A 26,177-nucleotide genomic window follows, 5' to 3' on the forward strand; every position below is an offset into this window, starting at 1 on the left:
GGAATAGATCATGGAAACAACAACAGTAAAATCGCAAACGCTTTCAAACTTCATCGGTGGACAATGGGTAAAGTCGGCCACGGACCGGTACGAAGAAGTCCCGAACCCGGCAACGGGCGAAATCATCGCCGAAGTTCCGGTTTCGACGAAGGAAGATCTCGACAAGGCGGTTGCGGTCGCAAAGGAAGCGTTCAAGACCTGGAAGAAGACGCCGGTGCCGCAGCGCGCACGGATCATGTTCAAGTACCAGCAGCTGCTCGTCGACCACTGGGATGAGCTCGCGAAACTCATCACGGTCGAAAACGGCAAGAGCCTCACAGAAGCGCACGGCGAAGTGCTCCGCGGCATCGAGTGCGTCGAGTTCGCGGCAGGCGCGCCGTCCCTCATGATGGGCCAGCAGCTCCCGGACATCGCGACGAACATCGAATCGGGCATGTACCGCTACCCGCTCGGCGTCGTCGGCGGCATCACGCCGTTCAACTTCCCGATGATGGTGCCGGCCTGGATGTTCCCGCTCGCCATCGTGGCGGGCAACACATTCATCATGAAGCCGTCCGAGCGTACGCCGCTCCTCGCCAACCGGCTCGCGGAACTTCTTAAGGAAGCGGGTCTTCCGGACGGGGTCTTCAACATCGTCCACGGGGCGCACGACATCGTGAACGGCCTGCTCGAGCACCCGGACGTCCCGGCGATCTCGTTCGTCGGCTCGCAGCCGGTCGCAGAGTACGTCTACAAAACGGGCACGTCCCACGGCAAGCGTGTCCAGGCACTCGCCGGCGCGAAAAACCATTCGCTCGTCCTGCCGGATGCGGACCTCGACAACGCCGTGAAGAACATCACCGGAGCGGCATTCGGCTCCGCCGGCGAGCGCTGCATGGCCGCCGCGGTCGTCGTCGCAGTCGGTGATGTGGCGGATGAGCTTGTCGACCGCCTGAAGAAAGCGGCCGACGACATCACGATCGGCAACGGCCTGGAAGAAGGCGTCTTCCTCGGACCGGTCATCCGCCCGGCGCACAAGGACCGCACGCTCGGCTACATTGAAACCGGCGTGGAAGAAGGCGCGACCCTCGTCCGCGACGGCCGCGGCGAGTCCGGTTCCGGAGGCGGCTACTTCGTCGGCCCGACGATCTTCGACCATGTCACGCAGGAGATGAAGATCTGGCAAGACGAAATCTTCGCCCCGGTCCTCTCGATCGTCCGCGTGGAGACGCTCGAAGAAGCGATCGAGTTCACGAACGCCTCCGATTTCGCAAACGGCGCCTGCCTCTACACCGACAGCGCCTCCGCCATCCGCGAATTCCGCGACAACATCGACGCCGGCATGCTCGGCGTCAACCTCGGCGTCCCGGCCCCAATGGCATTCTTCCCGTTCTCGGGCTACAAAAAGTCCTTCTACGGCGACCTGCACGCCAACGGCAAAGACGGGATCGAGTTCTATACGAGGAAGAAGATGCTCACGCAAAGGCACTAAGAGATCGAAGAAGGGCGGCTGAGGTAGGGGAACTCTCCTCACTCGGGGGCAAACTCTCCTCACTCGAGCAGAAACTCTCCTCACTCGCGCCATCCGAAGCCTGAAATAAGCTTGAACGACACGACCAGCCCAACTTGAAGGGAGAGAAAATGATGACGACTGTAAAACAGGAAGAGCAGACGCTCGTCGAGAAGGACCGCCAGAACGTCTGGCACCATATTTCGCCTTACGTGGAAAAATCGCCGCCGATGATCTGGGCGAAAGGGGAAGGCGCGTGGGTGACGGACCATGAGGGGAACCGCTATCTGGACGGCATGTCCGGCCTCTGGTGCGTGAACGTCGGCTACGGCCGCGAAGAGCTCGCGAAGGCGGCGTACGATCAGATGAAGGAATTGTGCTACGTGCCGATGACGCAGGGCCATGAGCCGGCGATCGAGCTCGCCGAGAAGCTCAACGAGTGGCTTGATGATGACTATCAGATCTTTTATTCCAACTCGGGGTCGGATGCGAATGAAGTCGCGTTCAAGATCGCCCGCCAGTACCACCAGCAGAACGGGGAAGGGTCCCGCTACAAGTTCATCAGCCGGTACCGCGCGTACCACGGCGGCTCGATGGGCGCTCTCGCCGCGACGGGCCAGGCGCTGCGCAAGTATAAATACGAGCCGCTCGCGCCCGGCTTCCTTCACACGGCACCGCCGGACAATTACCGCCGGCCGAAAGGCATGAGCGTTGAAGAATACAACATCATGCGCGCCGAGGAGATCGAGCAGAAGATCATCTGGGAGCAGGAGGAGACGATCGCCGGCGTCATCATGGAGCCGCTCATCACGGGCGGAGGTATCCTTATCCCGGATCCGGTCTACGTGCAGAAAGTCCAGGAGATCTGCGACAAGCACGGCGTCCTGCTTATCATCGATGAAGTCATCTGCGGATTCGGCCGCACGGGCAAGAGGTTCGGCCACCAGAACTTCGGCATCAAGCCGGACATCGTCACGATGGCGAAGGGCCTCACGAGCGCGTACCTTCCGCTGTCGGTGACGGCGGTGCGCAAGGACATCTACGAGAAATTCAAGGACAGCGCGGAGAACAGCCACTTCCGCCACGTGAACACGTTCGGCGGCAACCCGGCGGCCTGCGCCGTCGCGCTGAAGAACCTCGAGATCATCGAGCGCGAAGGCCTCGTTGAGCAGGCGGACCGCCACGGCGAGCGGCTTCGCAAGGAACTCGCGCATCTCGCGGACCACCCGCATGTCGGCGACGTCCGTGGCATCGGCTTCCTCCTCGGGATCGAGATGGTCGAAGACAAGGAGACGCGCGAGCCGGCAAGCGCCGCGCGCGTCGGCAAGATCATCGCCGACTGCAAGGCGAACGGCCTCATCGTCGGCAAAAACGGGGACACGGTCGCCGGCTACAACAACATCATCACACTCTCGCCGCCGCTTTCGTGCACCGATGAAGACGTCGACTTCATCATCTCGGTCGTGAAAAAGGCATTCGAGGAAAATAAATAATAGAAGAGGGGAGGCGTCGTGCCTCCCTTTCCGATGGAGGGAAAGGCTATGAAAATTGGGGTGCCGAAGGAAATCAAGAACAACGAAAACCGCGTCGCGATGACGCCGGCCGGAGTCGCCACGCTAGTCGGGGCGGGCCACGAAGTCATCATCGAGAAAGGGGCGGGCCTCGGCTCGAGCTTCACCGATGAAGAGTACCTGAACGAAGGGGCGACCATTTCCGAAACGGCCGCCGGGACATGGGCTGCCGACATGGTCATGAAAGTGAAGGAGCCGCTGCCGGAAGAGTACGGCCATTTCCGTGACGGGCTCATCTTGTTCACGTACCTTCACCTCGCGGCGGAGCCGGGCCTGACGAAAGCGCTCGTCGAGGAAAACGTGACGGCGATCGCCTACGAAACGGTCCAGCTGCCGAACCGCTCGCTGCCGCTCCTTTCGCCGATGAGTGAAGTCGCAGGCCGCATGGCGACGCAGATCGGCGCCACGTTCCTCGAGCGCAACCACGGCGGCAAGGGGATCCTCCTCTCCGGCGTGCCGGGTGTCGGCCGCGGCAAAGTCACCGTCATCGGCGGCGGCATGGCCGGTGCGAATGCGGCGCGCGTCGCAGTCGGCATGGGCGCCCGCGTGACGGTCATCGACCTGAGTCCGGAGCGGCTCCGCCAGCTCGACGATCAGTTCGGCCACGACATCGAGACGCTCATGTCGAACCCGTTCAACATCGCGGAAGCCGTGAAGGATTCCGACCTTGTCGTCGGTGCGGTCCTGATCCCGGGCGCGAAGGCGCCGAAGCTCGTCACGGAAGACATGGTCAAGTCGATGCAGCCGGGCTCCGTGCTCGTCGACATTGCGATCGACCAGGGCGGCATCTTCGAGACGAGCGACCGGATCACCACGCACGATGACCCGACATACGAGAAACACGGCGTCGTCCACTACGCCGTCGCCAACATGCCGGGCGCCGTTCCGCGCACGTCCACGATGGCGCTCACGAACAACACGGTTCCGTACGCGCTCCAGATCGCGAACAAAGGCTGGAAACAGGCCGCACTCGACAACGAGCCGCTCCGCAAAGGCTTCAACACCCACGCGGGCCGCGTCACCTACAAATCCGTCGCAGCCGACCTCGGCTACGAGTACGCGGATCTTCTTGGCCTGCTTGAGCCGGTCGCACAATCATAAAATGCAAACAGGCGCCGTCCGGATCGACCGGACAGGCGCCTGTTTTTTTTGCAGTTGAGTGAGAGCGTTATCTTTATCCGAGAGAGCGTTATCTTTATCGGCCGAAACGTTATCTTTATCAAGCGGAACGTTATCTTTATCTCGGCTACGCAACCCGCTTCTTTTTGAACACCGCCGATACCCGGTTCTCCTCGCCGGCGCACAGCCTGCGGAAGTTCTCCATATGCTTCCATAGGGCCATCAAGAACAATCCGGCCGCGATCAGGTCCGGTCCGATGCCCGGCGCGAGGACGATCGCGGTGTAGATGAACGCGGCGTAGAGCATGAGCACGCCGAACACGATGAAGTCGGTCGCGAGCGATACGACGATGAGCAGGNGAGACGCTCATGTCGAACCCGTTCAACATCGCGGAAGCCGTGAAGGATTCCGACCTTGTCGTCGGTGCGGTCCTGATCCCGGGCGCGAAGGCGCCGAAGCTCGTCACGGAAGACATGGTCAAGTCGATGCAGCCGGGCTCCGTGCTCGTCGACATTGCGATCGACCAGGGCGGCATCTTCGAGACGAGCGACCGGATCACCACGCACGATGACCCGACATACGAGAAACACGGCGTCGTCCACTACGCCGTCGCCAACATGCCGGGCGCCGTTCCGCGCACGTCCACGATGGCGCTCACGAACAACACGGTTCCGTACGCGCTCCAGATCGCGAACAAAGGCTGGAAACAGGCCGCACTCGACAACGAGCCGCTCCGCAAAGGCTTCAACACCCACGCGGGCCGCGTCACCTACAAATCCGTCGCAGCCGACCTCGGCTACGAGTACGCGGATCTTCTTGGCCTGCTTGAGCCGGTCGCACAATCATAAAATGCAAACAGGCGCCGTCCGGATCGACCGGACAGGCGCCTGTTTTTTTTGCAGTTGAGTGAGAGCGTTATCTTTATCCGAGAGAGCGTTATCTTTATCGGCCGAAACGTTATCTTTATCAAGCGGAACGTTATCTTTATCTCGGCTACGCAACCCGCTTCTTTTTGAACACCGCCGATACCCGGTTCTCCTCGCCGGCGCACAGCCTGCGGAAGTTCTCCATATGCTTCCATAGGGCCATCAAGAACAATCCGGCCGCGATCAGGTCCGGTCCGATGCCCGGCGCGAGGACGATCGCGGTGTAGATGAACGCGGCGTAGAGCATGAGCACGCCGAACACGATGAAGTCGGTCGCGAGCGATACGACGATGAGCAGGGCGAGCCCGGCCAGCCCGATTTTCCAGTCGAAGCCGAGCAGGACGCCGAGGACCGTGGCAGTTCCCTTGCCGCCGTTGAACTTCATGTGGAACGGGAAGTTGTGGCCGAGTACGACGGCGGCACCCATTGCAAACACGATTAATGCGCCTTGCTCTGCGCCGAGCATCGCCTGTGCCGCCGCCCATTTCGCGATCAGGACGGCGAAGACGCCCTTGCCGATGTCGATCGCCGCGACGAGTGCGCCGTATTTCTTGCCGAGCACGATCGCCGCATTTGAGGCGCCGGCATTTTTTACGCCAGTCTCTTTCAGGTTGACGCCGGACAGCCGGCCCGCGACCGTCGAGCCGTGCACACAGCCGATCAGATAGCCGGCGGCCGCCGCCAGGATGAGCCAGAGCCCCATCTTGTTTCCTCCTCCCGGATCGTCAGCTGCATTGCATGATCATTTTCGTCCGGTCGAACTGCCCGGCCGCGAAATCTTCTTTTTTAATGGAGAAATAAAGCATGCCCATGTCGCCCCACATCGCGTCGAGGTCGTCGTCGCTGTCCATCTGGAACAGGAGCACGTAGTCGTCCGCGGCTTTTTCGGCCTCGTTCCAGTCCTCGACGCCGTCGCAGTAGTGGGCGGTTTCCATGAACACGGGATTCTGGACGGCGAACGGGAAGCCGAGCATCTGGTGCTTCGGCTCTCCGTTTTCCACCAGCTCAAAAATGTCTTCTGCGTCGTCATCGTCGAAGTCCATATCGATCAGCGCATCGGCATCGATGGATTCCGCCGCCTCAAACGACACGGCGAACTCCGGCAGCATCGCGTCTTCCGGGACTTCGATGCGCTCAAGCTGGGCGGGATCCCCGTCGAAGAACTGCACCCGCCAGCCGTCGCGCTCGTCTTCCTCGCCGCTGCCCCAAGGCTGGTTCTCGGTGTCGTAATAAAACGACAGGATGCCGCGCTTCGGAAACGGGTGCTCAAGGCCGGCGATCTCCAGGTCCGACAAGTTGATCTGTGCGAGAAGAGCGAGCGGCCGTTCGCCGATTGCCGGGATGTCGGTCCCCGGCGGAAGATCCGGCGCGCCGCCGAATTTGGACGCGCCCGGCGCGAGCGGTCCCGCGGCGTCTTCTTTTTGGAGCGAAATGCACGGAGCACTCATTTTCCGGATCAGTTCCGTATACTTTCCGAGGCCTTGCCCGGCCAGTTTGTCGATTAGATTTGCCACGATTGCGTCCCCCTCAAATGTGTTACTCATTTAAACGGCTGGCGGCCGGAATGGTTTCAACCATTCTGAAAAAATACACTTGACTTCGAGAGGAGGACAGGGCTATACTGATTTCCAAGATGGAAAATTGAATGAATTCACTCTTATCAAGAGCGGCGGAGGGACTAGGCCCTGCGAAGCCCGGCAACCGGCAGGCCATGCCTGCAAAGGTGCTAATTCCTACAGTTCCGGCAACGGATCTGGCAGATAAGGGGAGGGATGCGGCCTGACCGCATCGGCCCTCTTCTTTATGCGAAGAGGGTTTTTCTAATACCTGAAAAACCTCCTCCCCGGTCACCGCACATCCATCGAGTCCAGGCCTTCGGCGGCGCACCGCCCGGGCACAACTATTCCAGGAGGTTTTACTCATGACCAATCAAAAATTCCAGCCGGAAACCCTTCTCGTCCACGGCGGCCAGCAGCCGGACCCGACGACCGGAGCGATCGCCGTTCCGATTTACCGCACGACGGCGTATGCCTTCCGTGACACCGAGCACGCGCAGAACCTGTTCGCGCTCAAGGAACCCGGCAATATTTATTCCCGCATCATGAACCCGACCGTCGACGCGTTTGAAAAGCGCGTCGCGGAACTCGAAGGCGGCACGGCGGCCGTCGCGCTGTCGTCCGGCATGGCGGCGATCGCGTTCTCGATCCTCAACGTGGCACAGGCGGGCGATGAAATCGTCGCGGCGGCGAACCTGTACGGCGGCACGTACAATCTGTTCGCGGTGACGCTCCCGCGCTACGGCATCAATGTGAAGTTCGTGGATTCGACCGACCCGGAAAACTTCCGCGCGGCGATCACGGACAAGACGAAGGCACTCTTCGGCGAAAGCATCGGCAACCCGAGCCTGAACGTGCTCGACGTGGAAGCGGTCGCAGACATCGCCCATGAAAACGGCGTCCCGCTTATCATCGACTCCACATTCGCCTCGCCGTACGGGTCGAACCCGATCGAGTTCGGTGCGGACGTCGTCGTTCATTCGGCGACAAAATGGATCGGCGGCCACGGCACGGCGATCGGCGGCATCGCGGTCGACGGCGGCAAATTCGACTGGACGCAGGGCCGCTTCCCGGGCTTCACGGAACCCGACGAGACGTACCACGGCCTCCGCTACGGCATCGACGCGCCGGACGCGGCATTTGCGACGAAACTCCGCGTGCAGCTGCTCCGCGACTTCGGCCCGTGCCTCAGCCCGGACAACGCGTTCATCTTCCTGCAGGGGCTCGAAACGCTTCACCTGAGAGTCCAGCGCCACAACGAAAACGCGAGGAAAGTCGCCGAGTGGCTGAAGGACCACCCGTCCGTCGATTGGGTCCAGTACAACGGACTCGAAGAGCACCCGTCGTATGAACTCTCGAAGAAGTACCTGAAAAACGGCGACGGCTCTGTCATCGTGTTCGGCATCAAAGGCGGGCGCGAAGCCGGCCGTAAGCTCATCGACGGCATCAAGCTGTTCTCCCACGTCGCCAACGTCGGCGACGCCCGCTCGCTCATCATCCACCCGGCCTCGACGACGCACCAGCAGCTGTCCGCTGAAGACCTGGCGAAAACCGGCACCAGCGAAGAACTCGTCCGCCTCTCCATCGGCCTTGAAAACGTCGATGACATCATCGCCGATTTGAAGCAGGCGATCGAAGCGGCCGTTCCGGTCAAAGCTTGAGAGTGAGTGGGTGAGTGAGGAGAGTTCGGGAGTGAGTGAGTAGAGTTTGGGCTCGAGTGAGGAGAGTTGGAGCTCGAGTGAGGAGAGTTGGCACCGGAGTGACGAAAGTCAGATTGCGAAGTGGAAGAGTTGGGCCTCGAAGTGGAAGAGTTTCGGCTTGAAGTGGAAGAGTTGGCTCTCGAACTGGAAGAGTTTCGCGCATCCGCACGTTCATTTAAACAAAACAGTCTGAAAATTTTCCGCCCGGGGGTTCCATAACCGGGCGGAACTTGTTAAGCTGAAGGAAGTTTGGAGGTGATCGCCATGGCGACAGTGAAAGCGGCCATCCTCGGATTCGGGACGGTCGGCCAGGGCATCTACAATATCGTGAATGAACGGAAAGAACAATTGACGAAGCAGACCGGCCAACACATCGAGATTGCGGCGATCCTCGTCCGCGACCTTGAAAAAGCACGGCCCGACACGCCGGGTGTGCTCGTCACCGACCGCTTCGAGGACATCCTTACCGTGCCGGACCTCGGAATCGTATTTGAAGCGATCGTCGGGGAAGAGCCGGCGGGCACTTATCTGGAGCGGGCCATCGAGTCCGGCTGCCATGTCGTCACCGCAAACAAGGTGATGTACGCGAAGGCCGGCGCCTCGCTTGAAGCGCTCGCCCGCGAAGTCCGGACCGGTGTCGGCTACGAAGCGACCGTAGCCGGCGGCGTCCCGGTCATCAAGACGATCCAGAACCTCAATCTCGCCAATCAAGTCACGGGCATCCAGGGCATCCTGAACGGCACGTCGAACTTCATTCTCACGAAAATGAGGAAAGAGGAGTGTTCGTTCGCGGATGCCCTGAAAGAAGCGCAGGAACTCGGCTATGCGGAGGCGGATCCGACGAACGACGTGTCCGGTTTTGACGCCTTCTGTAAGCTCATGATCCTGAGCGCCCTCTCGTTCGGCGAGCAGCCGGACTGGGAGCGGGTCCCGATGAAGGGGATCGACACGCTCACCCTCGATGAAGTGATCGACGCCGACCGGCAGGGTCTCCGGTACCGCCATATCGCGGATGTCCGCCGGGATGAAGACGGCCGGCTCCGCGCATCCGTCGGCCCGGTCCTCATCGGCCCGGACCATCCGCTGTACGGCATCGACGGCGTCGACAACGCCGTCGCGATCGAAACGGCCTACGCCGGCACGCTCACCGTCATCGGACCGGGCGCCGGCATGTACCCGACCGCGAGTGTCATGGTCGAAGACGCGGCCGTGCTGCTCAACCAACCCTTTCGAACACTCGTAACCGAATAAACGAAAAAGCGGTGCCTCCTTTTGATGGGATGCACCGCTTTTTTGTGAATGTTAAGCAAACCAAGCTGAATGTTAAGCAAACGGCTCTGAATGTTAAGCAAATCGAGCTGAATGTTAAGCAAACCGCCGCGAATGTTAAGCAACCGGCCGTCCGCCCGGGATACACCGACCGCCCGCCACCCCGCGCTCACTGCGGAAACAGGTCCGACGACAAATACCGTTCGCCGGTGTCGGGAGCGAGGCACAGCACCCGCGCGCCGCGGGGGAGCTTCTTCGCCACTTCGATCGCGAAGTAAGCCGATGCGGCTGCGGAGGCGCCGACGAAGATGCCTTCTTTGGCCGCGAGTTCCCGGGCCGTCCGCTGGGCATCCGCGTCGTCGATCAAGAGGATGTCGTCATAGATGTCCCGATTGAGGATCGACGGGATGAATCCCGGGCCGGTGCCGGGGATTTTGTGCGGGCCGGGTTCTCCGCCGGACAGCACCGGCGAGCCTTTCGGTTCCACGACGTAGATTTTGAGCGACGGGATCCGCTTTTTTAATTCCTCGCCAGTGCCGGTGACGGTCCCGCCGGTGCCCGCGGTCAGGACGAACGCGTCGAGTTGGCCGTCGAAGGCTTCCAGGATCTCCACGGCGGTCGTCCCGCGGTGCGCGTCCGCGTTGGCGGGGTTGTCGAACTGCATCGGGATGAAGGAGTCGGGGATGTCCGCGGCAATCTGCTTCGCTTCGTCGATCGATCCCTGCATGCGCCGGGAAGCCGGCGTGAGGTGCACCTCTGCGCCGTATGCCCGCAAAATTTTCACCCGTTCTTCCGTTGCGTTGTCCGGCATCGTCATGATGCAGCGGTAGCCTTTTGCCGCGCACACCATCGCGAGCCCGATGCCCGTATTTCCGGACGTCGGCTCGATGACCGTGCTTTTGCCGGGGATCAGCTTCCCGTCGGCTTCCGCCCGCTCGATCATATTCAGGGCGGCGCGGTCCTTCACGCTGCCGCCGGGGTTGAACGACTCCAGTTTAATGAAGACATCGGCGCCTTGCGGATCGGGCAGCCGGTTCAGCCGGACGATCGGAGTGTTTCCGATCAAGTCCAAAATGGAATTGGATAGTTTCATGGCTTCTCACGCCTTTCCTGCATACACTGTTTGTAATCCCTACTAAACCAGTATAAATTACCGCCGGCCCATCGGCAAACGATCAAAACCGCCGGCCCGGTGTCTTGACTTTCAAAAAAAAAGCGGTATGATTACTTCTAAAACCTAGTATACTGATAGGTGATTAAACATTCAACGAAAAAGGAAGTGCAGGCATGTTCCTTTCGATAGAAGGCGTGGAGAAAAGCTTCGATAAACACGGGCGAAGAGAACGGGTCCTTGAAAATATCAGCTTGGACATCCGGGAAGGGGAGTTCGTTTCCCTTCTTGGACCCTCGGGCTGCGGCAAGTCGACGCTGCTGTCACTCGTGGCCGGACTGGGCCGCCAGGATGCGGGCGTTCTCCGGCTCAACGGGCAGGACATCCAAAAACCCGGAAAAGAGCGCGGGATGGTCTTCCAGGAAGCGGCGCTGTTTCCGTGGCTCACCGTCGAGGAAAACGTCATGTTTCCGCTGAAGGGCGACATGCCGAAAGGGGAAGCAAAGGAAACCGCACGCCGTTATCTTCGGCTCGTCCAGCTCGGCCAGTATGCGGATCACCATCCCCATGAACTGTCAGGCGGCATGCAGCAGCGCGTCTCGATCGCGCGGGCGCTCGCCATGGACCCGGCCGTGCTGCTCATGGATGAACCGTTCGGCGCACTCGACGAACAGACGCGTATGCGGCTGCAGTCGGCTCTTGAAGAAATCTGGATCGAGACGAAAAAGACGATTCTGTTCGTCACGCACAGCATCCAGGAGGCCGTGCGCCTGTCCGACCGGATCATCGTCATGGGGACCCATCCCGGACGGATCCTGCAGGACATCCCGATTCCGCTCGGCCGGCCGAGGGAAAGCCGGCTGAAGGAGATGGCGGGTTACGAGGAGCAGATTCTCCGGCTGCTGAAGGCGGAGAACGACAAAGTGGAAGAAGAGGAACGCGGCCATGCGCTTGCTCATTAAACGGCTCGTTTTCTTCGCTTCCCTGTTCATCATCTGGCAGCTGGCGATCCGGCTGCTCGACGTCCCGCCGGTCATCATGCCGGCTCCGACGGACGTGTTCGCCGCCCTCGGGGAAATGATCGCGGACGGCACGCTCTTCCGCGACCTCGGGGCCAGTTTCATGCGCCTCGCCGCCGGCCTCGCAATCGCGCTGCTGATCGGCCTCGGCCTCGGTATCCTGCTCGCCAAGTCGAAAACGGCGGACGAGACGCTCGGCTCGCTCATCCTGGCGCTGCAGAGCATCCCGAGCATCGTCTGGCTGCCGCTCGCGATCATGTGGTTCGGACTCAACGAGAAATCGGTCATTTTCATCATCGTGCTCGGCGCGGCGGTCGTCATGACGATCAACGTCCGCACCGGCATCCGGAACGTCTCGCCGATCTACGTCAAGGCCGCCCGGACGATGGGCGCTTCGGGGCCGGATCTGTTTTTCCGGGTGATGCTTCCGGCGTCGGTCCCGTATTTCGTCACCGGCGTCCGGCTCGCCTGGGCGTTCGGCTGGCGGGCGCTCATGGCCGGGGAGCTCCTCAGCACCGGCCCGGGTCTCGGCTACACGCTTAAATACGCATCGGACTTCGGCCGCATGGACATGGTGCTCGCCATCATGATCATTATCGGCATCATCGGCGTTACCGTGGACCTTCTGCTGTTCCAGCGATTCGAACACCGCGTCCGGGTCAAATGGGGCCTGGAAACGGCTTGATTCATTCAAATTGAAAAAGGGGATGGAAGATATGAAAAAATGGTGGTTGGCTGCAATGCTGCTCGGAACATTGGCCTTGCTCGCCGCTTGCGGAAGCGGCGCGGCGCAGAACGGGGAAAGAGAAAAAGTGGTCATCGGGTACTTCCCGAACATCGACCATGCCCCGGCGATGGTCGCCAGGGAAAACGGCTATTACGAAGAAGCGCTCGGAAAAAATACCGATATCGAATACATCACATTCCCGGACGGCGGCACGTTCATGGCCGCACTGAAAGCCGGGGAACTCGACGCGGGCCTCGTCGGTCCCGGTCCGGTCCTGAACAACTTCACGAACGGGGCGGACGTGAAAATCCTTGCCGGTGCATCTTCCGGCGGCACGGTCGTCGTGGCAAGCGAAAAAAGCGGCATCCGGACAGTCGAGGACATGGAAGGGAAAACATTCATCACGCCGGGCATCGGCTGCACGCATGACGTCCAGTTCGAAACCTACCTGCAGCAGCTCGGCAATGACCAACTCGCCTCTTCCCGCATCGGCGGCTCGCTCAACCACGTGACCGGCAACCCGGCCTCGTACCCGTCGATGTTCGAGTCGGGGAAAGTGGATCTCGCCGCCGTTCCGGAACCGTGGGCATCGATCCTCGTCGATCAGGGCGCCAAAGTGATCATCAGCTCCGACGACATCGCCTACGGCCAGACACTCCCGAACACCGTCCTCGTCGCAAACGGCCAGTTCGCGGAAAAACAGCCGGAACTCACCGCCCATCTGCTGGACGCCCACAAAAAAGCGGTCGACTTCATTAATGAAAACCCTGACAAAGCACAGAAAATCGCCATCCACGCGATCAAAGACCTCACCCACCAGGAAATGGACAAAAACATCGTCGCCCAAGCGATGAGCCGGGTGACCTACACGACCGACGTCAATGAAGCCGTCCTCAAGGAATTCGGAACATCCTCCCACGAACTCGAATTCCTAAAAGAAGACCCGTCGTTCGACGGACTTGTGGCGGACGGGGAATAAACAAAAAAGCGGTGCCTCCTTTTGATGGGAAGCACCGCTTTTTTCTGCGAATGTTAAGCAACAGGCCGTGAATGTTAAGCAAATCGAGCTGAATGTTAAGCAAACGGCTCTGAATGTTAAGCAAACCGCCGCGAATGTTAAGAAAGCGACGGCCGCTGCCCGAAACGCACCGTCGCCCGGCTCAATCCTCAATCAACCGCCTGAAGTCGATCCGCTTGCCGAGGGCGTGCATGATCGGGATGCCGATCGCCATGACGATGAATTCGCTGACGGCGAGGGTCATCCATCCGAACCAGAACGGCAGGCCGAGGGCGAGTTTGAGCTCGATTGCGATGATGAACATCGTGAAGGTGAAGATAAGGGTGTTGGCGATCATCCTTTGGATTGTCCCTTTGATGAACGTGCAGGCGACGATGGTGATCGTCAGGGAAATGAGCGAATGAGCCACGCCGAATGTAAGGTCGTACCAGCCGAGCGTCGACAGGAGGAGGTTCGAGATGAACACGCCGAGCACGACGCCGATGATGTACTTCTTATTAAATACGACAAGGTGGTTGAACACTTCCGAGACGCGGAACTGGATGTTCGTGAAGCCGAACGGCGCGATGAGCGCAGTGACAGCCAAGTATAAAGCGGCAATGACGGCGTTGATTGCCATCGTTTTGATTTTCATTCCGTATCTCTCCCTAGTTTTGATTTCGCGGGATGGTTGCGAACCGCGCGGGTAAAAAGCCCGAACTTCAATATTATTACAGGTTGGGCGGCGGGTCAACAGGGTAGGATGAAGTTAACTTCCCTCTCCTTATGTGAATATCCATCAATTCTTAACAATTAACCACAAAACGGTCTTGCCCGCAAAGATGGATTGGCTTACGATGGGAGTTGACACTACATATCTTTGGGGAGGAGGGAAGGAGCATGTTACCGGTTGAAAGGCAGCAACAGATCCTCACGTGGCTGAAAGAAGAGGGCACACTCAAAGTATCGGAGGCGAGCAGGCGGCTCGGTGTGTCGGAAATGACCGTTTACCGGGATATTCAGCCGCTCGCCGAGCAGGGGAAGCTCATCCGGACATCAAAAGGACTCGCGCAGGCGAAAGAACCTCGCCCGGCTGTCCAGCCCGATCACTGCGTGTATTGCGGCAAGGGGACGAACACGCGATTTGCCGTCCAGCTCATCCGGATCGACCACGGGGTGGAGCAGGCGTGCTGTGCGCACTGCGGCCTGCTTCGCTACGGGGCGATCGCCGATGAGGTGGCGCAGATCATCTGCCGGGATTATCTGACCGATGCAACGATCGGCGGGAGGATGGCCTCGTTCCTCATTGACCCGGACGTCCGGTTGAACTGCTGCGAGCCGCAGGTTTTCGTATTCGCTTCCCGGAAAGAGGCGGAGCGGTTCCGCACTGGATTCGGCGGAAAGCTGTTCTCGTTCGAAGAAGCCATCCCGGCGATCCAGGAGCGGATGGACGGAACGGGCTGCCACGGATGAAGCGGACGATTTCAGAACAAACTAATACCAACATGGACCGAAGGGCAGGGATCATTGATGAAAAAATGGCTATTGGCAATCATTCTTACATTCGCCGTCCCGACGGCGGCAATGGCGCACTCCAATATGGAGACGTCCGATCCGGAAGACGGGGCGACGGTGACGGAACCGATTCAAAACGTGACACTGAAGTTCTCTGCAGGCGTCGAGTCGGGAAGCAAGATGACATTGACCGGTCCCGGCGGGGAACAAGAATTTGAAGACATCCGGGTCGACGGAGATACGATGACCGGAATGCTGGCGGAGCCGCTTCCGGACGGGGACTGGACGGTCGGATGGAATGTCGTCAGTGAGGACGGCCACCCGATCGACGGGGAAATCCACTTTGTCGCAGCCGGCGGCGATTCTGCAGACGCACAGGCAGAAGCCGACCAGGAAGAAGCCGCGCCAGAAGACGAAGAGGATCCGATGGACAACGAAGACGGAGACGAGATGGTGGACAAAGCGGTCGATGAAGGCCAGGCCGATTCAATGCAGGAAGGCGAGAACCAGGATGAGAATCAGGATGAAGGCGGGAACACTCTCCTGACGGTCGGTCTCATCGTGGCAGCGATCGTTCTGCTGGCGATCATCTTCATGGCTGTGCGCAGGAAGAAATGACCACCTACACGGCCCTTTCTGATTTCCTTCTTTATCTTGTCATGGCCTTGATTGCCGGCGGCGTCGCTCTCCGGTTCGCCCCTGCCGGCCAGGGGCGGGAAGCGGCTTTTCCTCCGGCCGTCTCGGCGGTGCTTTCTGCGGCCATCCCGATCTTTGCTGCTGCGCCCGTTGTCCAGCTGGCTATCCTCCTTTCTCCGGAGGGCCGGCGGCTGCGGGCTTTTGTTGATATTTCGACGGGCTTCCGGGCCGGGCACAGTTTCCTGATCCTTTCGGCCGTGGCGATTCTCCTTATCGTGGCTTTCCTGTTCGGGGCAAGCCGCTGGATCCAGGCCGTACTGATCGCCGGAGCATTCGTCGCCGTCGCCTACGGGAGCCACTCGGCGACGATCGACGAGACGACCGGGTTCCTTGCCCATGCCGTCCATTTGACCGCGCTCTCGGTGTGGGCGGGCATCGTGCTCCGGATCGCATGGAAGCCGGGAGCAGTGCCGGACTGGCGAGGATTTCTGAAATGGTTCACGCCTCTTGCCGCGGGATTGATGGCCGTCATCATCGGCACGGGGATCGTCCTCATGCTCCTTGCCATGAAATTGACGGACTACGCCGCTTCCTGGGTCCTTCCGTACGGTCAGATGCTGCTCCTGAAGCACCTCGGCATCATCCCGCTCCTCGCCGCAGCGGCGATCAACGGCTTTCTTGCCCGGAAAGACGACCCGCCCGCCCATTGGCTGAAGGTGGAGAGCCTCCTGCTCGGACTCGTGCTGCTGTTCACTTCATTCATGAGCAAGCTCGCCCCGCCCCATAATCTTGATAAAACATTCGCAACGGAAGGCCAGGCTCCGCTTACGGAAAAGCTGATCGGCTCGGTCGAAACGCCGGTCACCGCGCATTTCACGCCGGATTTCAACGGACTGGCGGCGCTGGCGATCGCTTTTCTTTTCCTCGTCCTGCTGCCTGTCGCCGAGCGGAAATCGCTGCCCGGCTGGACGGGTGCGGCCGCGGGGATCGGCTTCATTGCGGCCGCTTATCTGGGGCTCATGTTTGTCACTTCTTTCTAAATCCATCTTTCCCCACGTTTCAATTGGCTTGCTTGGGGTAATTTACAAGTAGAACAGAAAGGGTTGAGAGGAGGAGATCATATGGATGACGCAGCTCACGTTCACCACGGAAAAGCGCTCATGATCAAAGCGGCGCTCGTCTTTCCGGTCGTCTGGATTATGCTGACCCTGTTCAATGACGTCTCATTCCTGGACTCGACATTGATCGCTGCAGGACTCTGGCTCCTTTCTTATGTGCTCGGCGACCTGATGGTTCTGCCGAAGATGGGCAACATGACCGCGACTGTCAGCGACTTGGTTCTCGGATTTCTTATCATCTGGGGCGGTCTTGAACTGCTCGGCTATAACGATATGTGGGGAGCGGCACTCTTGACAGGCGCCATCGTCACGGTTGGTGAATTCTTCTACCATACTTGGTTGCTGAAGACGCAATTCGCCAACGCTCACGTCTGATCGAAGCTTCAGAGCCCCGGACAACCGGGGTTTTTTATTTGCCGTCCGGCGGCCCGTCCGCCGGCTCAGGCAGGAAAACGAGAAGGAGGAACAGCGGATGAAAATGAACGTGACCCAGAAACTGATCCAATCCCACCTGCTTTCCGGAGAGATGGTGCCCGGAAGCGAAATCGGCCTGAAGATCGACCAGACGCTCACCCAGGATGCGACCGGCACGATGGTCATGCTGGAGCTCGAAGCGATGGGGATCGACCGGGCGCAGACCGAAGCATCGGCACAGTATGTCGACCACAACGTCATCCAGGTCGACAACAAGAACGCCGATGATCACCTGTTCCTGCAAAGTGCGACCCGGCGGTTCGGATTGTATTACAGCCGTCCGGGGAACGGGGTCAGCCACCCGGTCCATATGCAGCGGCTGGCCGCTCCGGGAAAGACGCTCCTCGGTTCGGACTCCCATACGTGCGCAAACGGCTCGATGGGGATGCTCGCGATGGGCGCCGGCGGAATCGACGTCGCCATGGCGATCGCCGGGGAGCCGATCTACATCAAGATGCCCCAGGTTTGGGGAGTTTACCTGACAGGAGAGCTGCCGGACTGGGTGAGCGCGAAGGACGTCATCCTTGAAATGCTCCGCCGCCATGACGTCAAAGGCGGAGTCGGCAAGATCATCGAGTACTACGGTCCGGGGCTCAAAAACTTGAGTGCGATGGACCGCCACGTCATCGCCAACATGGGGGCGGAGCTCGGGGCGACGACGACCGTTTTCCCGTCCGACGAGGAGATCCGTCATTTCCTGAAAACCCAGGGCCGCGAAGAAGACTGGACCGAGCTGCTGGCGGATGAGGGGGCCGAGTACGACCTGCATGAAGAGATCAACCTGTCAGAACTCGAGCCGCTCATCGCGAAGCCGTCCAGCCCGGGCAATGTCGTCCCGGTGCGCGAAGTGGCGGGAGAGCCGATTTACCAGTCCTACATCGGATCCTCGGCAAACCCGGGCTACCGGGACTTCGCTGTTGCGGCCAAGATCGTCGAAGGCAAGCGGGTGCCGGATGAAGTATCGTTTGACATCAACCCGACTTCCCGCCAGCTCCTGACCGACCTCGTGAAGGAAGGCCATGTCGCCAGCCTGCTCACTGCCGGCGGACGGCTTCACCAGGCGGGCTGCAATGGCTGCATCGGCATGGGACAGGCGCCGGCGACCGGCCGGAACAGCCTCCGGACGACGCCGCGAAACTTCCCGGGACGTTCGGGAACGCTCGAGGACAGCGTCTTCCTCTGCTCCCCGGAAACGGCGGCGGCGTCTGCGCTTGCCGGCGCGATCACCGACCCGCGGACGCTCGACATGCCGTATCCGCGCGAACACGATCCGGAAGAGCCGACGATCGACGTTCAGCTTTTAGATGCGCCGCTCCCGTATGAAGAGGCGAAGAAGGTCGAACTGTACAAAGGCCCGAACATCGCTTCGATCCCGGATATGGACCCGCTCCACGACAAGATGGAAGTGCCGGTCCTCCTGAAAATGAAAGACAACATCTCCACCGACGAAATCCTTGCCGGCGGCGCGCGCGTCCTGCCGTACCGGAGCAACCTGCCGGAGATCAGCAAGTTCGCGTTCGAAATCGTCGACCGCTCTTATTACAAGCGGGCGATGGAACAGCGCGGCGCCGGGGGGCATGCCATTGTGGCCGGCTACAACTACGGCCAGGGCTCGAGCCGGGAACACGCCGCACTCGCGCCGAGATCTCTCGGACTCCGGGTGGCGCTCGCCAAGGACTTCGCCCGGATCCACTGGCAGAACCTCGTGAACTTCGGCATCCTGCCGCTCACCTTCGCGAATCCCGAGGACTACGATCTTCTCCAGCAGGGAGACATCCTCGTGCTGGAGAACCTGAAAGAGAACATCCGGAATTCCAGCGAGTTCATGATCTCAGTCAAGAACAGCAACCGCCAGATCCCGGTTCAGCACGCCCTCTCGTCCCGCCAAGTTGAAATCATGATCGAAGGGGGGCTCATCAACTGGGTGAAGAAAAATAACGAACACGCAGGAGAAGAAGTGAAAGACGGCAAACGGGTTTGCGAAGCCTGCCACGGCACCGGCAAGCAGGCCGATGAAGAAGGCTGGCAGTACGCCTGCACGGTCTGCAACGGCACCGGCTACGTCACCGGCGGCCAGGAAGAAGTCCGTGTCGCCGACGTCGACCGGACAAAACGGATCCTGGACTAAATCAAAAACCGCCCGCTCCCTTCTGAATTGAAGGAAGCGGGCGGTTTTATGCGGAAAGCGGCTCACTCACGGGTGAAAGCGGCTCACTCGGACAGGAAAGCGGCTCACTCGCGGGAGAAAGCGGCTCACTCGCAGAGAAAGGGATTCGCTCGTCTCGCCCGTCCCAGCTTCTTTTATTTCCCCCGGGACCGGGTTTCGATCAGCTGCCGTTCGTCTTTCAGCGCCTTCATGAGCGAGATGGTCATGAGAATCATGACGAAGGAGAACGGCAGCGCCGCGATGATGATCGTGTTCTGGATCGCCTGGAGGCCGCCGACGTACAGCAGCAGGATGGCGATCGTGGACTGGGCCACGCCCCAGATGAGCTTGATGTTGTTCGACGGGGTGAGCGATCCGTGCATCGACTGCATGCCGAGGACGAATGTCGCGGAGTCCGCGGATGTGATGAAGAAAGAGCCGATGAGCAAAATTGCAATGACCGACAAGATGATCGAGAGCGGGAGCTGGTCGAACATGTTGAAGAGGACCAGTTCCGTTGCGAAGCCGCTCAAGTCGATGCCGGAATCCTGCACGCTCGCGGCCGTCGTGCCGAATGCCGCAAACCAGAACGAGGCGAACAGGGTCGGGATGATGACGACGCCGAGCAGGAATTCGCGGATGGTCCGGCCGCGGGAGACCCGGGCGATGAACATGCCGACGAACGGCGCCCACGAGATCCACCAGGCCCAGTAGAAGATCGTCCAGCCATCGACGAATCCGCGGTTGTCGCTTGCGAGCGGCGCCGTGCGGAAGCTCATCTGGAGGATGTTCTGCAAGTACATGCCGAGCGTCTCGGTGTACAGGTTCAGGATGAGCAGCGTCGGACCGACGATCAGGATCGCGGCGAGCAGGATGAGCGCGAGCACCATATTCGTGTTCGACAAGTACTTGATGCCTTTGCTGAGACCCGACCAGGCCGAGAAGATGAACAGCACAGTCACGACCGCAATGATGATGAACTGCGACGTGAAGCCGATCTCCATGCCGAACAGGTGGTTCAAGCCGCCGTTAATCTGGACAGCACCGAAACCGAGCGAAGTGGCGACTCCGAATGCGGTGGCGAACACCGCCAGCACATCGATGAGAACACCGAGCGGTCCATTCATGCGGTTGCCGAAAATCGGCTTCAGTGTTGCAGAGATTAACCCCGGTTCCCCTTTGCGGAACTGGAAGAAGGCGAGTGCCAGTGCGGTGATCCCGTACATGGCCCAGATCGGCGCTCCCCAGTGCAGGTAGGAATACGTCAGCCCTTCCTTCAGGGCGAAGCCGGAGCCGGGCTCGCCGGTCGGCGGGTCGAGAACGTAGTGGGACAGCGGTTCGGAAGCGCCGTAGAAGACGAGCCCGATCCCCATCCCGGCCGAAAACAGCATCGAGATCCAAGTGGCGGTCGAGAAGTCCGGACGGTCGGTGTCTTTGCCGAGCCGGATTTTGCCGTAAGGGCTGATGGCGATGATCAGCGCCAGGACGAGGAAGATGGCGAACAGCAGCAAATAGTACCAGCCGAACGTGGTCGATACAAACGACTTGAGGTTGTTGGTCACCGTTTCAAACCGTGTCGGTGAAATGACCCCGAATGCGACGGTGAGCGCGATGAGCGCGACGGTGATATAGAAAACGTTTGAGACTTTTCTCATGATTCCCCCTGATAGGATGTAATGGGTTTGGTACACAGTTTTCCACCTTACCAAAGATAGAAATCGTTTGCAAACGATAACCGGATTAAAAACTGATGGGCTCACACAATATATTGGGGATTTTATCGATGCGATTGCACCCGCTCCCGCTCCGATTTCACTCGACCGTCCTCCGCTTACACTCGGCCCTGTTCCGATTACACTCACCTGCCCTCCGATTACACTCACCCCCGCTCCGTTCACACTCGCCTCATTTCCCCGACAAAACCGGCGGGCCGCCGGAAATTCCGGGCTGCCGGCACCCAAATTGTGCTATAGTCGGGGAAAGAGTCTGAAACTTCGTCCAAGGAGTGGGAGCATGAATGTATTGCCGTTCATCATGGTGCTGTTCGGTGCGATTCTTTGGGGGACGACCGGGACGGCCCAGTCTTATCTGCCTGAAAGCGTGCATCCGATGACTGTCGGAGCGCTCCGTCTTGCGGGGGGCGGCCTCGTGCTTCTTCTTGCCGCCGCTTCGATGCGGCAGATCAATTTCCGCGGGTGGGCGTGGGGCCCCGCAATCGTTGCGGCGATTGCCATGGCCGCGTTTCAGCCGTTCTTCTTCGGCTCGGTCCGCCTCACGGGCGTGGCGGTCGGGACGGTCACCGGCATCGGCAGCGCGCCGGTTTTCGCGGGACTGCTCGACTGGGTCCTGCTGAAGCGGCGCCCGTCGAAAAAGTGGATGGCTGCGACGGCACTCGCGATTGCCGGCTGTGCCCTGCTGCTTCTGACCGGCGACGAGGTGTCGGTCAATCCGTCGGGCGTCGGGCTTGCGCTCGGCGCGGGACTCACGTTCGCGATCTACTCCATGACGAGCAAAACCGTGCTCGAATCCGCCGAACCGTCGGCGGCCGTCGGAGTCGTCTTCACGCTGAGCGCGCTGCTGCTCTCGCCGGTGCTGTTCATTTACCCGCTTGACGGCGTAATGAGCACCGAAGGCGTTTCGGTCGTCCTGTACATCGCCGTGGCCGCGACCGCCGTGGCTTACTTCCTTTATTCCTCTGGGCTCAAGTCACTGCCCGCCTCGACCGCGGTCACCCTCGCGCTCGCCGAACCGCTCACCGCCGCCGTCCTCGGCGTGCTCATCGTCGGCGAGAGGCTCGGCTTCTTCGCCTGGACGGGCGTCGGCCTCATCCTCGCCGGCCTGGTCGTCCTCGCGTTCGGCAACCGGTCGAAGTCAAAAGAAGAACTCGAGATCGAGCGGCTCCGGCAAGGGCTGAGGCGCGAAGAAGGGGAAGTGGATCAATAGAAAGGAAAACGAGCGGCTGCCCAGATGCAGCCGCTCGCTCACTTTGGGCGGCAACCGATCCGGTCAGCGCCGCTTGTCCCCGCCTTCGCCGTCCCGTCCGCCGCTGCGGTTCTGCTTCTTCGCCGCCTCATTCTGCCCGATCACGCCGAGGTCATCGACACTGATGTCATACCCGTATCCATACTCCTCCCGGTCCTTCGTGCTCCCGGGCTTCCGGTTATCCTTTTTCTTCTCCTTCATTTTCATCACCTCGGGGACAGTATGTGTTAAAAGGGAAGAAATCAGACGCGCCCGTGGACGAGCGGCGCAAGCTTCGAGTGCACCACCACGATGGCCACTGTATGAAGGCAAATTGTGAGTGTCATCGGAAGGACTCCGAGTGTTAGCGCAAGCGGGGCGAGTGTCATCGGGCAGGCCTCGAGTGTGATCGGAGAGGCCCCGAGTGTCAACGCAGCGGGCCCGGAAGTGAATTTCCCGGCCGTTTCCGCAAGTTGACACTCGCCCGGTGAAAGTTCAAACCCGATTTGCAGAAGTTCACACCCACCCTGCGGAAGTTGACACTGGCCGCCCTAAAGTTGATACTCGCCCCGATCAAGACAAGCTCCCCCCCGCTTCTTAAGAATTTCTTCATCTTTCCCCTCATTTTTTCTTCAGGATTGCGCGTTACAATAAAAGCAGTGAAAGGGGCGGTATGCGATGGAACGGCTGACGGTGCTGGTCGTGGACGACGACCTGGAGATCCGCGACGGAATCGAGATCTATTTGAAAAATGAGGGCTACCGGGTGCTGAAGGCGGGTGACGGACGCGAGGCGCTCGAGCTGCTGGAGCGTGAGGAGGTCCACCTGATCATCCTCGACATCATGATGCCGAACATGGACGGGATCCAGGCGACGTTCCGCATCCGGAATTCCCGCAACATCCCGATCATCATGCTGNAAGTCAAAAGAAGAACTCGAGATCGAGCGGCTCCGGCAAGGGCTGAGGCGCGAAGAAGGGGAAGTGGATCAATAGAAAGGAAAACGAGCGGCTGCCCAGATGCAGCCGCTCGCTCACTTTGGGCGGCAACCGATCCGGTCAGCGCCGCTTGTCCCCGCCTTCGCCGTCCCGTCCGCCGCTGCGGTTCTGCTTCTTCGCCGCCTCATTCTGCCCGATCACGCCGAGGTCATCGACACTGATGTCATACCCGTATCCATACTCCTCCCGGTCCTTCGTGCTCCCGGGCTTCCGGTTATCCTTTTTCTTCTCCTTCATTTTCATCACCTCGGGGACAGTATGTGTTAAAAGGGAAGAAATCAGACGCGCCCGTGGACGAGCGGCGCAAGCTTCGAGTGCACCACCACGATGGCCACTGTATGAAGGCAAATTGTGAGTGTCATCGGAAGGACTCCGAGTGTTAGCGCAAGCGGGGCGAGTGTCATCGGGCAGGCCTCGAGTGTGATCGGAGAGGCCCCGAGTGTCAACGCAGCGGGCCCGGAAGTGAATTTCCCGGCCGTTTCCGCAAGTTGACACTCGCCCGGTGAAAGTTCAAACCCGATTTGCAGAAGTTCACACCCACCCTGCGGAAGTTGACACTGGCCGCCCTAAAGTTGATACTCGCCCCGATCAAGACAAGCTCCCCCCCGCTTCTTAAGAATTTCTTCATCTTTCCCCTCATTTTTTCTTCAGGATTGCGCGTTACAATAAAAGCAGTGAAAGGGGCGGTATGCGATGGAACGGCTGACGGTGCTGGTCGTGGACGACGACCTGGAGATCCGCGACGGAATCGAGATCTATTTGAAAAATGAGGGCTACCGGGTGCTGAAGGCGGGTGACGGACGCGAGGCGCTCGAGCTGCTGGAGCGTGAGGAGGTCCACCTGATCATCCTCGACATCATGATGCCGAACATGGACGGGATCCAGGCGACGTTCCGCATCCGGAATTCCCGCAACATCCCGATCATCATGCTGAGCGCGAAGTCGGAGGAGACCGACAAGATCCACGGACTCTCCGTCGGCGCAGACGACTACGTGACGAAGCCGTTCCATCCGATGGAACTGATCGCCCGCGTGAAATCGCAGCTCCGCCGATACGTCACGCTCGGCACTTACGGAGCCGGAAGCGGGAACATCCAGGTCGGCGGGCTCGAACTCGACCCGGAATCGAAAAGCCTCACGGTCGACGGAGAGCCGGTGAAGCTCACGCCGATCGAATTCCGCATCACGGAGCTCCTCATGCAGAACGCCGGCCGGGTTTTCTCCATCAATGAAATCTACGAACGGGTGTGGAACGAGGAAGCGTACAACGCCGACAACATCGTCGCCGTCCATATCCGGAAAATCCGTGAGAAAATCGAAGCCGACCCGAAAAATCCCCGGTATCTGAAGGTGGTGTGGGGCATTGGCTACAAAATCGAGAAGTGACCGGCTGTGGACCGTGCTGTCGGTCATCGCGATCGTCCTGGCAGCCGCAAGCATCGTTTATTGCTCGGGTTTCATCGCAGATTTTTTTGACCGCCGCGGCATCAATGCGGGCGAGACGATCGCCCGGCTCCGGCTCATAATGAAAGGAAGTGCCCTCTGATGAAAAAGGGGAAATGGATCCAGGCGGTCTGGGTGCTGCTCGCCGCGTTCAGCCTGTTCGCGCTGATGACGCTGATTGAGACCGGGCCGCGGATCATCGGGAAAGAGTACACCGAGACGGAGGAGTTCAAGTCGTCCGCCCGGTTCTTCATGGACAACATCGGGCCATATGTCCTGAACCCGCTCGATCCGGAAAAGGCGAAGGAAGAGATCCGGGTCTCCCCGGATGAAATCGACGCGCATCGCTTCGAATACGGCGATCAGGACAGCCAGCTGGACTCGATCCGGATCCAATATGAAGACCGGATTGCAAATGCGGAAAATGACGAGGAGAAGAACGCGCTGACCGAGGAGCGCGACGGGAAGCTGGACGACATCCGGCAAAACTTCTCGGACGATGAGCATGTGGCCAAGAAAGTCCGGGCCGAAAAAGCGAAAGACATCGATCAATACATGTACCAGCTCAAGGAAAATATGAATTCATTTAGGGACACTGTTCGCCCGTTCTCCTATGAACTGACCGACACCGAGACCGGCAAAACGTACCGGAGCGGCAGCGTCGGCGAGAACTCGGTGTACCAGTGGGACTTCAACAAGGAAAACGGATACTTGCGGGCCTCGCAGCTCGCGGACGACCTCGATTACAGCGGGAACGTCGCCGGAATGATCCCCGACGAAGTAAGGACATTCGAAGGAGTCGTCACCGTGCCGGCTTCCGTGCTGAAAGACGCCTCGCAGAGAGTGTGGGACGGAGTCTACCACAACGAAGACACGCTCGCCTGGGGATACGCGCAGTTCAAGGCCGAACGGACCGCCTACTCGATCCTCTGGATTGCCGGCCTGCTCGCCGCGGTCCTGGCGCTCACCGTCTTCAAATTCCGGGCGGCGCCGTGGACGGACAACCCGCTCGTCGCCCGCTTCGGCCGGCTGCCGATCGACATTGCCGTCGCGGGCGCAGGGCTCGCCGCGATCGTCGGGCTGATGAGCAGCGAAGAACTGAGGGCGCGGTTCATGACGTTCGTCAGCAATCCCAATATCGGTTACCGGTTCGGCGAACTCTTCTACCAGTTCCAGTTGCTGCTTTACCTTCTCGCCTTTGCAACATTCGTCTTCATGGCCGTGAACCTGTACCGGCGATTCACCGAGCCGGGCCGGATCGAGCGCGACCTCGACGGGGCGTACATCCGCAAAGCGGCCGAGGATGCACGGCACTTCTTCCTGAACCGGAAGCTCGGCACGCAGGTGCTCATCCTGCTGGCCGTCGTCTTCCTGGCCGGCGTCGGATTCGGCGGGGCCGCGC

At 60.0% G+C, this 26,177-nt stretch carries 26 protein-coding genes, 2 pseudogenes and 1 riboswitch; of the genes and pseudogenes, 19 read left to right on the top strand and 9 right to left on the bottom strand.

Annotated features, from left to right (window positions below; translation table 11 throughout):
- Positions 1 to 10: 10 nt before the first annotated feature.
- The 3 genes from BN1189_RS06270 to ald all read left to right on the top strand — a co-directional run bounded on the left by BN1189_RS06270 (position 11) and on the right by ald (position 4,161).
- Entirely contained in the window at positions 11 to 1,471 is a 1,461-nt protein-coding gene (locus BN1189_RS06270) for a CoA-acylating methylmalonate-semialdehyde dehydrogenase (RefSeq protein ID WP_040226600.1), read from the top strand.
- A gap of 152 nt (positions 1,472 to 1,623) precedes the next feature.
- Positions 1,624 to 2,982, top strand: a complete 1,359-nt coding sequence (locus tag BN1189_RS06275) for an aspartate aminotransferase family protein (RefSeq protein ID WP_040226640.1) — start codon at positions 1,624 to 1,626, stop codon at positions 2,980 to 2,982.
- A 48-nt stretch (positions 2,983 to 3,030) separates the two neighbouring features.
- Positions 3,031 to 4,161: an alanine dehydrogenase gene (ald, locus tag BN1189_RS06280; protein ID WP_040226601.1), complete on the top strand. Its 1,131-nt coding sequence runs from the start codon at positions 3,031 to 3,033 to the stop codon at positions 4,159 to 4,161.
- 145 nt (positions 4,162 to 4,306) lie between these two features.
- On the opposite strand, the gene BN1189_RS06285 is transcribed toward ald, so the two are convergent.
- Positions 4,307 to 4,501, bottom strand: a complete 195-nt coding sequence (locus BN1189_RS06285; protein WP_052455680.1) for a hypothetical protein — start codon at positions 4,499 to 4,501, stop codon at positions 4,307 to 4,309.
- Positions 4,502 to 4,539: 38 nt separating this feature from the next.
- Between BN1189_RS06285 and BN1189_RS06290 the strand changes: the two are divergent.
- A pseudogene (locus BN1189_RS06290) lies at positions 4,540 to 5,028 on the top strand (alanine dehydrogenase); the annotation flags it as partial.
- 145 nt (positions 5,029 to 5,173) lie between these two features.
- Here the strand turns inward: BN1189_RS06290 and BN1189_RS06295 are convergent.
- Positions 5,174 to 5,809, bottom strand: a complete 636-nt coding sequence (locus BN1189_RS06295) for a glycerol-3-phosphate acyltransferase (protein WP_040226603.1) — start codon at positions 5,807 to 5,809, stop codon at positions 5,174 to 5,176.
- A gap of 22 nt (positions 5,810 to 5,831) precedes the next feature.
- The gene (locus BN1189_RS06300) at positions 5,832 to 6,620 is read right to left on the bottom strand and encodes a YwqG family protein (protein WP_052455681.1); all 789 of its coding nucleotides are present in this window, start codon (positions 6,618 to 6,620) and stop codon (positions 5,832 to 5,834) included.
- A 140-nt stretch (positions 6,621 to 6,760) separates the two neighbouring features.
- Positions 6,761 to 6,873: riboswitch (SAM riboswitch) on the top strand.
- A 154-nt stretch (positions 6,874 to 7,027) separates the two neighbouring features.
- On the opposite strand from BN1189_RS06300, the gene BN1189_RS06305 reads away from it, so the two are divergent.
- The gene (locus tag BN1189_RS06305; protein WP_040226605.1) at positions 7,028 to 8,323 is read left to right on the top strand and encodes an O-acetylhomoserine aminocarboxypropyltransferase/cysteine synthase family protein; all 1,296 of its coding nucleotides are present in this window, start codon (positions 7,028 to 7,030) and stop codon (positions 8,321 to 8,323) included.
- A 303-nt stretch (positions 8,324 to 8,626) separates the two neighbouring features.
- Positions 8,627 to 9,613 carry a homoserine dehydrogenase gene (locus BN1189_RS06310; RefSeq protein WP_040226607.1) on the top strand — a complete coding sequence of 329 codons (987 nt, stop codon included), beginning with the start codon at positions 8,627 to 8,629 and terminating at the stop codon, positions 9,611 to 9,613.
- A gap of 187 nt (positions 9,614 to 9,800) precedes the next feature.
- On the opposite strand, the gene cysK is transcribed toward BN1189_RS06310, so the two are convergent.
- Positions 9,801 to 10,724 carry a cysteine synthase A gene (cysK, locus tag BN1189_RS06315; RefSeq protein ID WP_040226609.1) on the bottom strand — a complete coding sequence of 308 codons (924 nt, stop codon included), beginning with the start codon at positions 10,722 to 10,724 and terminating at the stop codon, positions 9,801 to 9,803.
- A 194-nt stretch (positions 10,725 to 10,918) separates the two neighbouring features.
- On the opposite strand from cysK, the gene BN1189_RS06320 reads away from it, so the two are divergent.
- The 3 genes from BN1189_RS06320 to BN1189_RS06330 are packed head-to-tail and all read left to right on the top strand — an operon-like array spanning position 10,919 to position 13,467.
- Complete coding sequence (locus BN1189_RS06320) at positions 10,919 to 11,704, top strand: ABC transporter ATP-binding protein (RefSeq protein WP_040226611.1); 786 nt, start codon at positions 10,919 to 10,921, stop codon at positions 11,702 to 11,704.
- The gene (locus BN1189_RS06325) at positions 11,688 to 12,446 is read left to right on the top strand and encodes an ABC transporter permease (protein ID WP_040226613.1); all 759 of its coding nucleotides are present in this window, start codon (positions 11,688 to 11,690) and stop codon (positions 12,444 to 12,446) included. The genes BN1189_RS06320 and BN1189_RS06325 overlap by 17 nt, the downstream gene beginning before the upstream one ends.
- A 31-nt stretch (positions 12,447 to 12,477) precedes the next feature.
- Positions 12,478 to 13,467: an ABC transporter substrate-binding protein gene (locus BN1189_RS06330; RefSeq protein WP_040226647.1), complete on the top strand. Its 990-nt coding sequence runs from the start codon at positions 12,478 to 12,480 to the stop codon at positions 13,465 to 13,467.
- A gap of 181 nt (positions 13,468 to 13,648) precedes the next feature.
- On the opposite strand, the gene BN1189_RS06335 is transcribed toward BN1189_RS06330, so the two are convergent.
- Positions 13,649 to 14,140, bottom strand: a complete 492-nt coding sequence (locus tag BN1189_RS06335; protein WP_040226615.1) for a QueT transporter family protein — start codon at positions 14,138 to 14,140, stop codon at positions 13,649 to 13,651.
- 245 nt (positions 14,141 to 14,385) lie between these two features.
- Between BN1189_RS06335 and BN1189_RS06340 the strand changes: the two genes are divergently transcribed.
- The 5 genes from BN1189_RS06340 (at position 14,386) to BN1189_RS06360 (ending at position 19,356) form a co-directional block, all read left to right on the top strand.
- Complete coding sequence (locus BN1189_RS06340; RefSeq protein WP_040226616.1) at positions 14,386 to 14,958, top strand: DeoR family transcriptional regulator; 573 nt, start codon at positions 14,386 to 14,388, stop codon at positions 14,956 to 14,958.
- A gap of 57 nt (positions 14,959 to 15,015) precedes the next feature.
- The gene (locus BN1189_RS06345; protein ID WP_143242259.1) at positions 15,016 to 15,618 is read left to right on the top strand and encodes a copper resistance CopC family protein; all 603 of its coding nucleotides are present in this window, start codon (positions 15,016 to 15,018) and stop codon (positions 15,616 to 15,618) included.
- Positions 15,615 to 16,676 carry a copper resistance D family protein gene (locus BN1189_RS06350; RefSeq protein WP_040226618.1) on the top strand — a complete coding sequence of 354 codons (1,062 nt, stop codon included), beginning with the start codon at positions 15,615 to 15,617 and terminating at the stop codon, positions 16,674 to 16,676. Before BN1189_RS06345 ends, BN1189_RS06350 begins: the two co-directional genes overlap by 4 nt.
- Before the next feature lie 81 nt (positions 16,677 to 16,757).
- The gene (locus BN1189_RS06355) at positions 16,758 to 17,129 is read left to right on the top strand and encodes a DUF2512 family protein (RefSeq protein WP_040226619.1); all 372 of its coding nucleotides are present in this window, start codon (positions 16,758 to 16,760) and stop codon (positions 17,127 to 17,129) included.
- Positions 17,130 to 17,226: 97 nt separating this feature from the next.
- The gene (locus tag BN1189_RS06360) at positions 17,227 to 19,356 is read left to right on the top strand and encodes an aconitate hydratase (RefSeq protein WP_082194157.1); all 2,130 of its coding nucleotides are present in this window, start codon (positions 17,227 to 17,229) and stop codon (positions 19,354 to 19,356) included.
- Between the two features lie 173 nt (positions 19,357 to 19,529).
- Here the strand turns inward: BN1189_RS06360 and BN1189_RS06365 are convergent, their stop codons facing one another.
- Positions 19,530 to 21,029 carry a BCCT family transporter gene (locus BN1189_RS06365; RefSeq protein WP_040226620.1) on the bottom strand — a complete coding sequence of 500 codons (1,500 nt, stop codon included), beginning with the start codon at positions 21,027 to 21,029 and terminating at the stop codon, positions 19,530 to 19,532.
- A gap of 358 nt (positions 21,030 to 21,387) precedes the next feature.
- On the opposite strand from BN1189_RS06365, the gene BN1189_RS06370 reads away from it, so the two are divergent.
- Positions 21,388 to 22,317 (top strand): EamA family transporter, encoded by a 930-nt coding sequence (locus BN1189_RS06370; protein WP_052455682.1) that lies wholly within the window; start codon positions 21,388 to 21,390, stop codon positions 22,315 to 22,317.
- A 63-nt stretch (positions 22,318 to 22,380) separates the two neighbouring features.
- Here the strand turns inward: BN1189_RS06370 and BN1189_RS16005 are convergent, their stop codons facing one another.
- A complete protein-coding gene (locus BN1189_RS16005) occupies positions 22,381 to 22,557 on the bottom strand; it encodes a hypothetical protein (protein WP_179860921.1) in 177 nt (58 codons plus the stop codon).
- A gap of 423 nt (positions 22,558 to 22,980) precedes the next feature.
- Positions 22,981 to 23,160: a hypothetical protein gene (locus BN1189_RS16435; protein WP_040226621.1), complete on the bottom strand. Its 180-nt coding sequence runs from the start codon at positions 23,158 to 23,160 to the stop codon at positions 22,981 to 22,983.
- Between BN1189_RS16435 and BN1189_RS06375 the strand changes: the two are divergent.
- Positions 23,080 to 23,280: pseudogene (locus BN1189_RS06375) on the top strand (response regulator); the annotation flags it as partial. The gene BN1189_RS16435 and the pseudogene BN1189_RS06375 sit on opposite strands and share 81 nt — an antisense overlap.
- A gap of 112 nt (positions 23,281 to 23,392) precedes the next feature.
- On the opposite strand, the gene BN1189_RS16010 reads toward BN1189_RS06375, so the two are convergent.
- Positions 23,393 to 23,569 (bottom strand): hypothetical protein, encoded by a 177-nt coding sequence (locus BN1189_RS16010; protein WP_179860921.1) that lies wholly within the window; start codon positions 23,567 to 23,569, stop codon positions 23,393 to 23,395.
- Positions 23,570 to 24,025: 456 nt separating this feature from the next.
- On the opposite strand from BN1189_RS16010, the gene BN1189_RS06380 reads away from it, so the two are divergent.
- The 3 genes from BN1189_RS06380 to BN1189_RS16015 all read left to right on the top strand — a co-directional run.
- Positions 24,026 to 24,718 (top strand): response regulator transcription factor, encoded by a 693-nt coding sequence (locus BN1189_RS06380; protein ID WP_040226622.1) that lies wholly within the window; start codon positions 24,026 to 24,028, stop codon positions 24,716 to 24,718.
- Entirely contained in the window at positions 24,696 to 24,878 is a 183-nt protein-coding gene (locus BN1189_RS15815; RefSeq protein ID WP_143242260.1) for a hypothetical protein, read from the top strand. Before BN1189_RS06380 ends, BN1189_RS15815 begins: the two co-directional genes overlap by 23 nt.
- Positions 24,878 to 26,177: hypothetical protein (locus tag BN1189_RS16015; protein WP_040226623.1), on the top strand; the 1,300-nt coding region annotated here is incomplete at its 3' end. The genes BN1189_RS15815 and BN1189_RS16015, both read left to right, overlap by 1 nt.

This window comes from Bhargavaea cecembensis, from assembly GCF_000826125.2.
GTDB lineage: Bacteria > Bacillota > Bacilli > Bacillales_A > Planococcaceae > Bhargavaea > Bhargavaea cecembensis_B.

Coding starts and splice junctions, on each gene's coding strand:
- BN1189_RS06270 (WP_040226600.1), top strand. CDS start 11: ATGGAAACAACAACAGTAAAATCGCAAACGCTTTCAAACTTCATCGGT.
- BN1189_RS06275 (WP_040226640.1), top strand. CDS start 1,624: ATGACGACTGTAAAACAGGAAGAGCAGACGCTCGTCGAGAAGGACCGC.
- ald (WP_040226601.1), top strand. CDS start 3,031: ATGAAAATTGGGGTGCCGAAGGAAATCAAGAACAACGAAAACCGCGTC.
- BN1189_RS06295 (WP_040226603.1), bottom strand. CDS start 5,809: ATGGGGCTCTGGCTCATCCTGGCGGCGGCCGCCGGCTATCTGATCGGC.
- BN1189_RS06305 (WP_040226605.1), top strand. CDS start 7,028: ATGACCAATCAAAAATTCCAGCCGGAAACCCTTCTCGTCCACGGCGGC.
- BN1189_RS06310 (WP_040226607.1), top strand. CDS start 8,627: ATGGCGACAGTGAAAGCGGCCATCCTCGGATTCGGGACGGTCGGCCAG.
- cysK (WP_040226609.1), bottom strand. CDS start 10,724: ATGAAACTATCCAATTCCATTTTGGACTTGATCGGAAACACTCCGATC.
- BN1189_RS06320 (WP_040226611.1), top strand. CDS start 10,919: ATGTTCCTTTCGATAGAAGGCGTGGAGAAAAGCTTCGATAAACACGGG.
- BN1189_RS06325 (WP_040226613.1), top strand. CDS start 11,688: ATGCGCTTGCTCATTAAACGGCTCGTTTTCTTCGCTTCCCTGTTCATC.
- BN1189_RS06330 (WP_040226647.1), top strand. CDS start 12,478: ATGAAAAAATGGTGGTTGGCTGCAATGCTGCTCGGAACATTGGCCTTG.
- BN1189_RS06335 (WP_040226615.1), bottom strand. CDS start 14,140: ATGAAAATCAAAACGATGGCAATCAACGCCGTCATTGCCGCTTTATAC.
- BN1189_RS06340 (WP_040226616.1), top strand. CDS start 14,386: ATGTTACCGGTTGAAAGGCAGCAACAGATCCTCACGTGGCTGAAAGAA.
- BN1189_RS06345 (WP_143242259.1), top strand. CDS start 15,016: ATGAAAAAATGGCTATTGGCAATCATTCTTACATTCGCCGTCCCGACG.
- BN1189_RS06350 (WP_040226618.1), top strand. CDS start 15,615: ATGACCACCTACACGGCCCTTTCTGATTTCCTTCTTTATCTTGTCATG.
- BN1189_RS06355 (WP_040226619.1), top strand. CDS start 16,758: ATGGATGACGCAGCTCACGTTCACCACGGAAAAGCGCTCATGATCAAA.
- BN1189_RS06360 (WP_082194157.1), top strand. CDS start 17,227: ATGAAAATGAACGTGACCCAGAAACTGATCCAATCCCACCTGCTTTCC.
- BN1189_RS06365 (WP_040226620.1), bottom strand. CDS start 21,029: ATGAGAAAAGTCTCAAACGTTTTCTATATCACCGTCGCGCTCATCGCG.
- BN1189_RS06370 (WP_052455682.1), top strand. CDS start 21,388: ATGAATGTATTGCCGTTCATCATGGTGCTGTTCGGTGCGATTCTTTGG.
- BN1189_RS16005 (WP_179860921.1), bottom strand. CDS start 22,557: ATGAAGGAGAAGAAAAAGGATAACCGGAAGCCCGGGAGCACGAAGGAC.
- BN1189_RS16010 (WP_179860921.1), bottom strand. CDS start 23,569: ATGAAGGAGAAGAAAAAGGATAACCGGAAGCCCGGGAGCACGAAGGAC.
- BN1189_RS06380 (WP_040226622.1), top strand. CDS start 24,026: ATGGAACGGCTGACGGTGCTGGTCGTGGACGACGACCTGGAGATCCGC.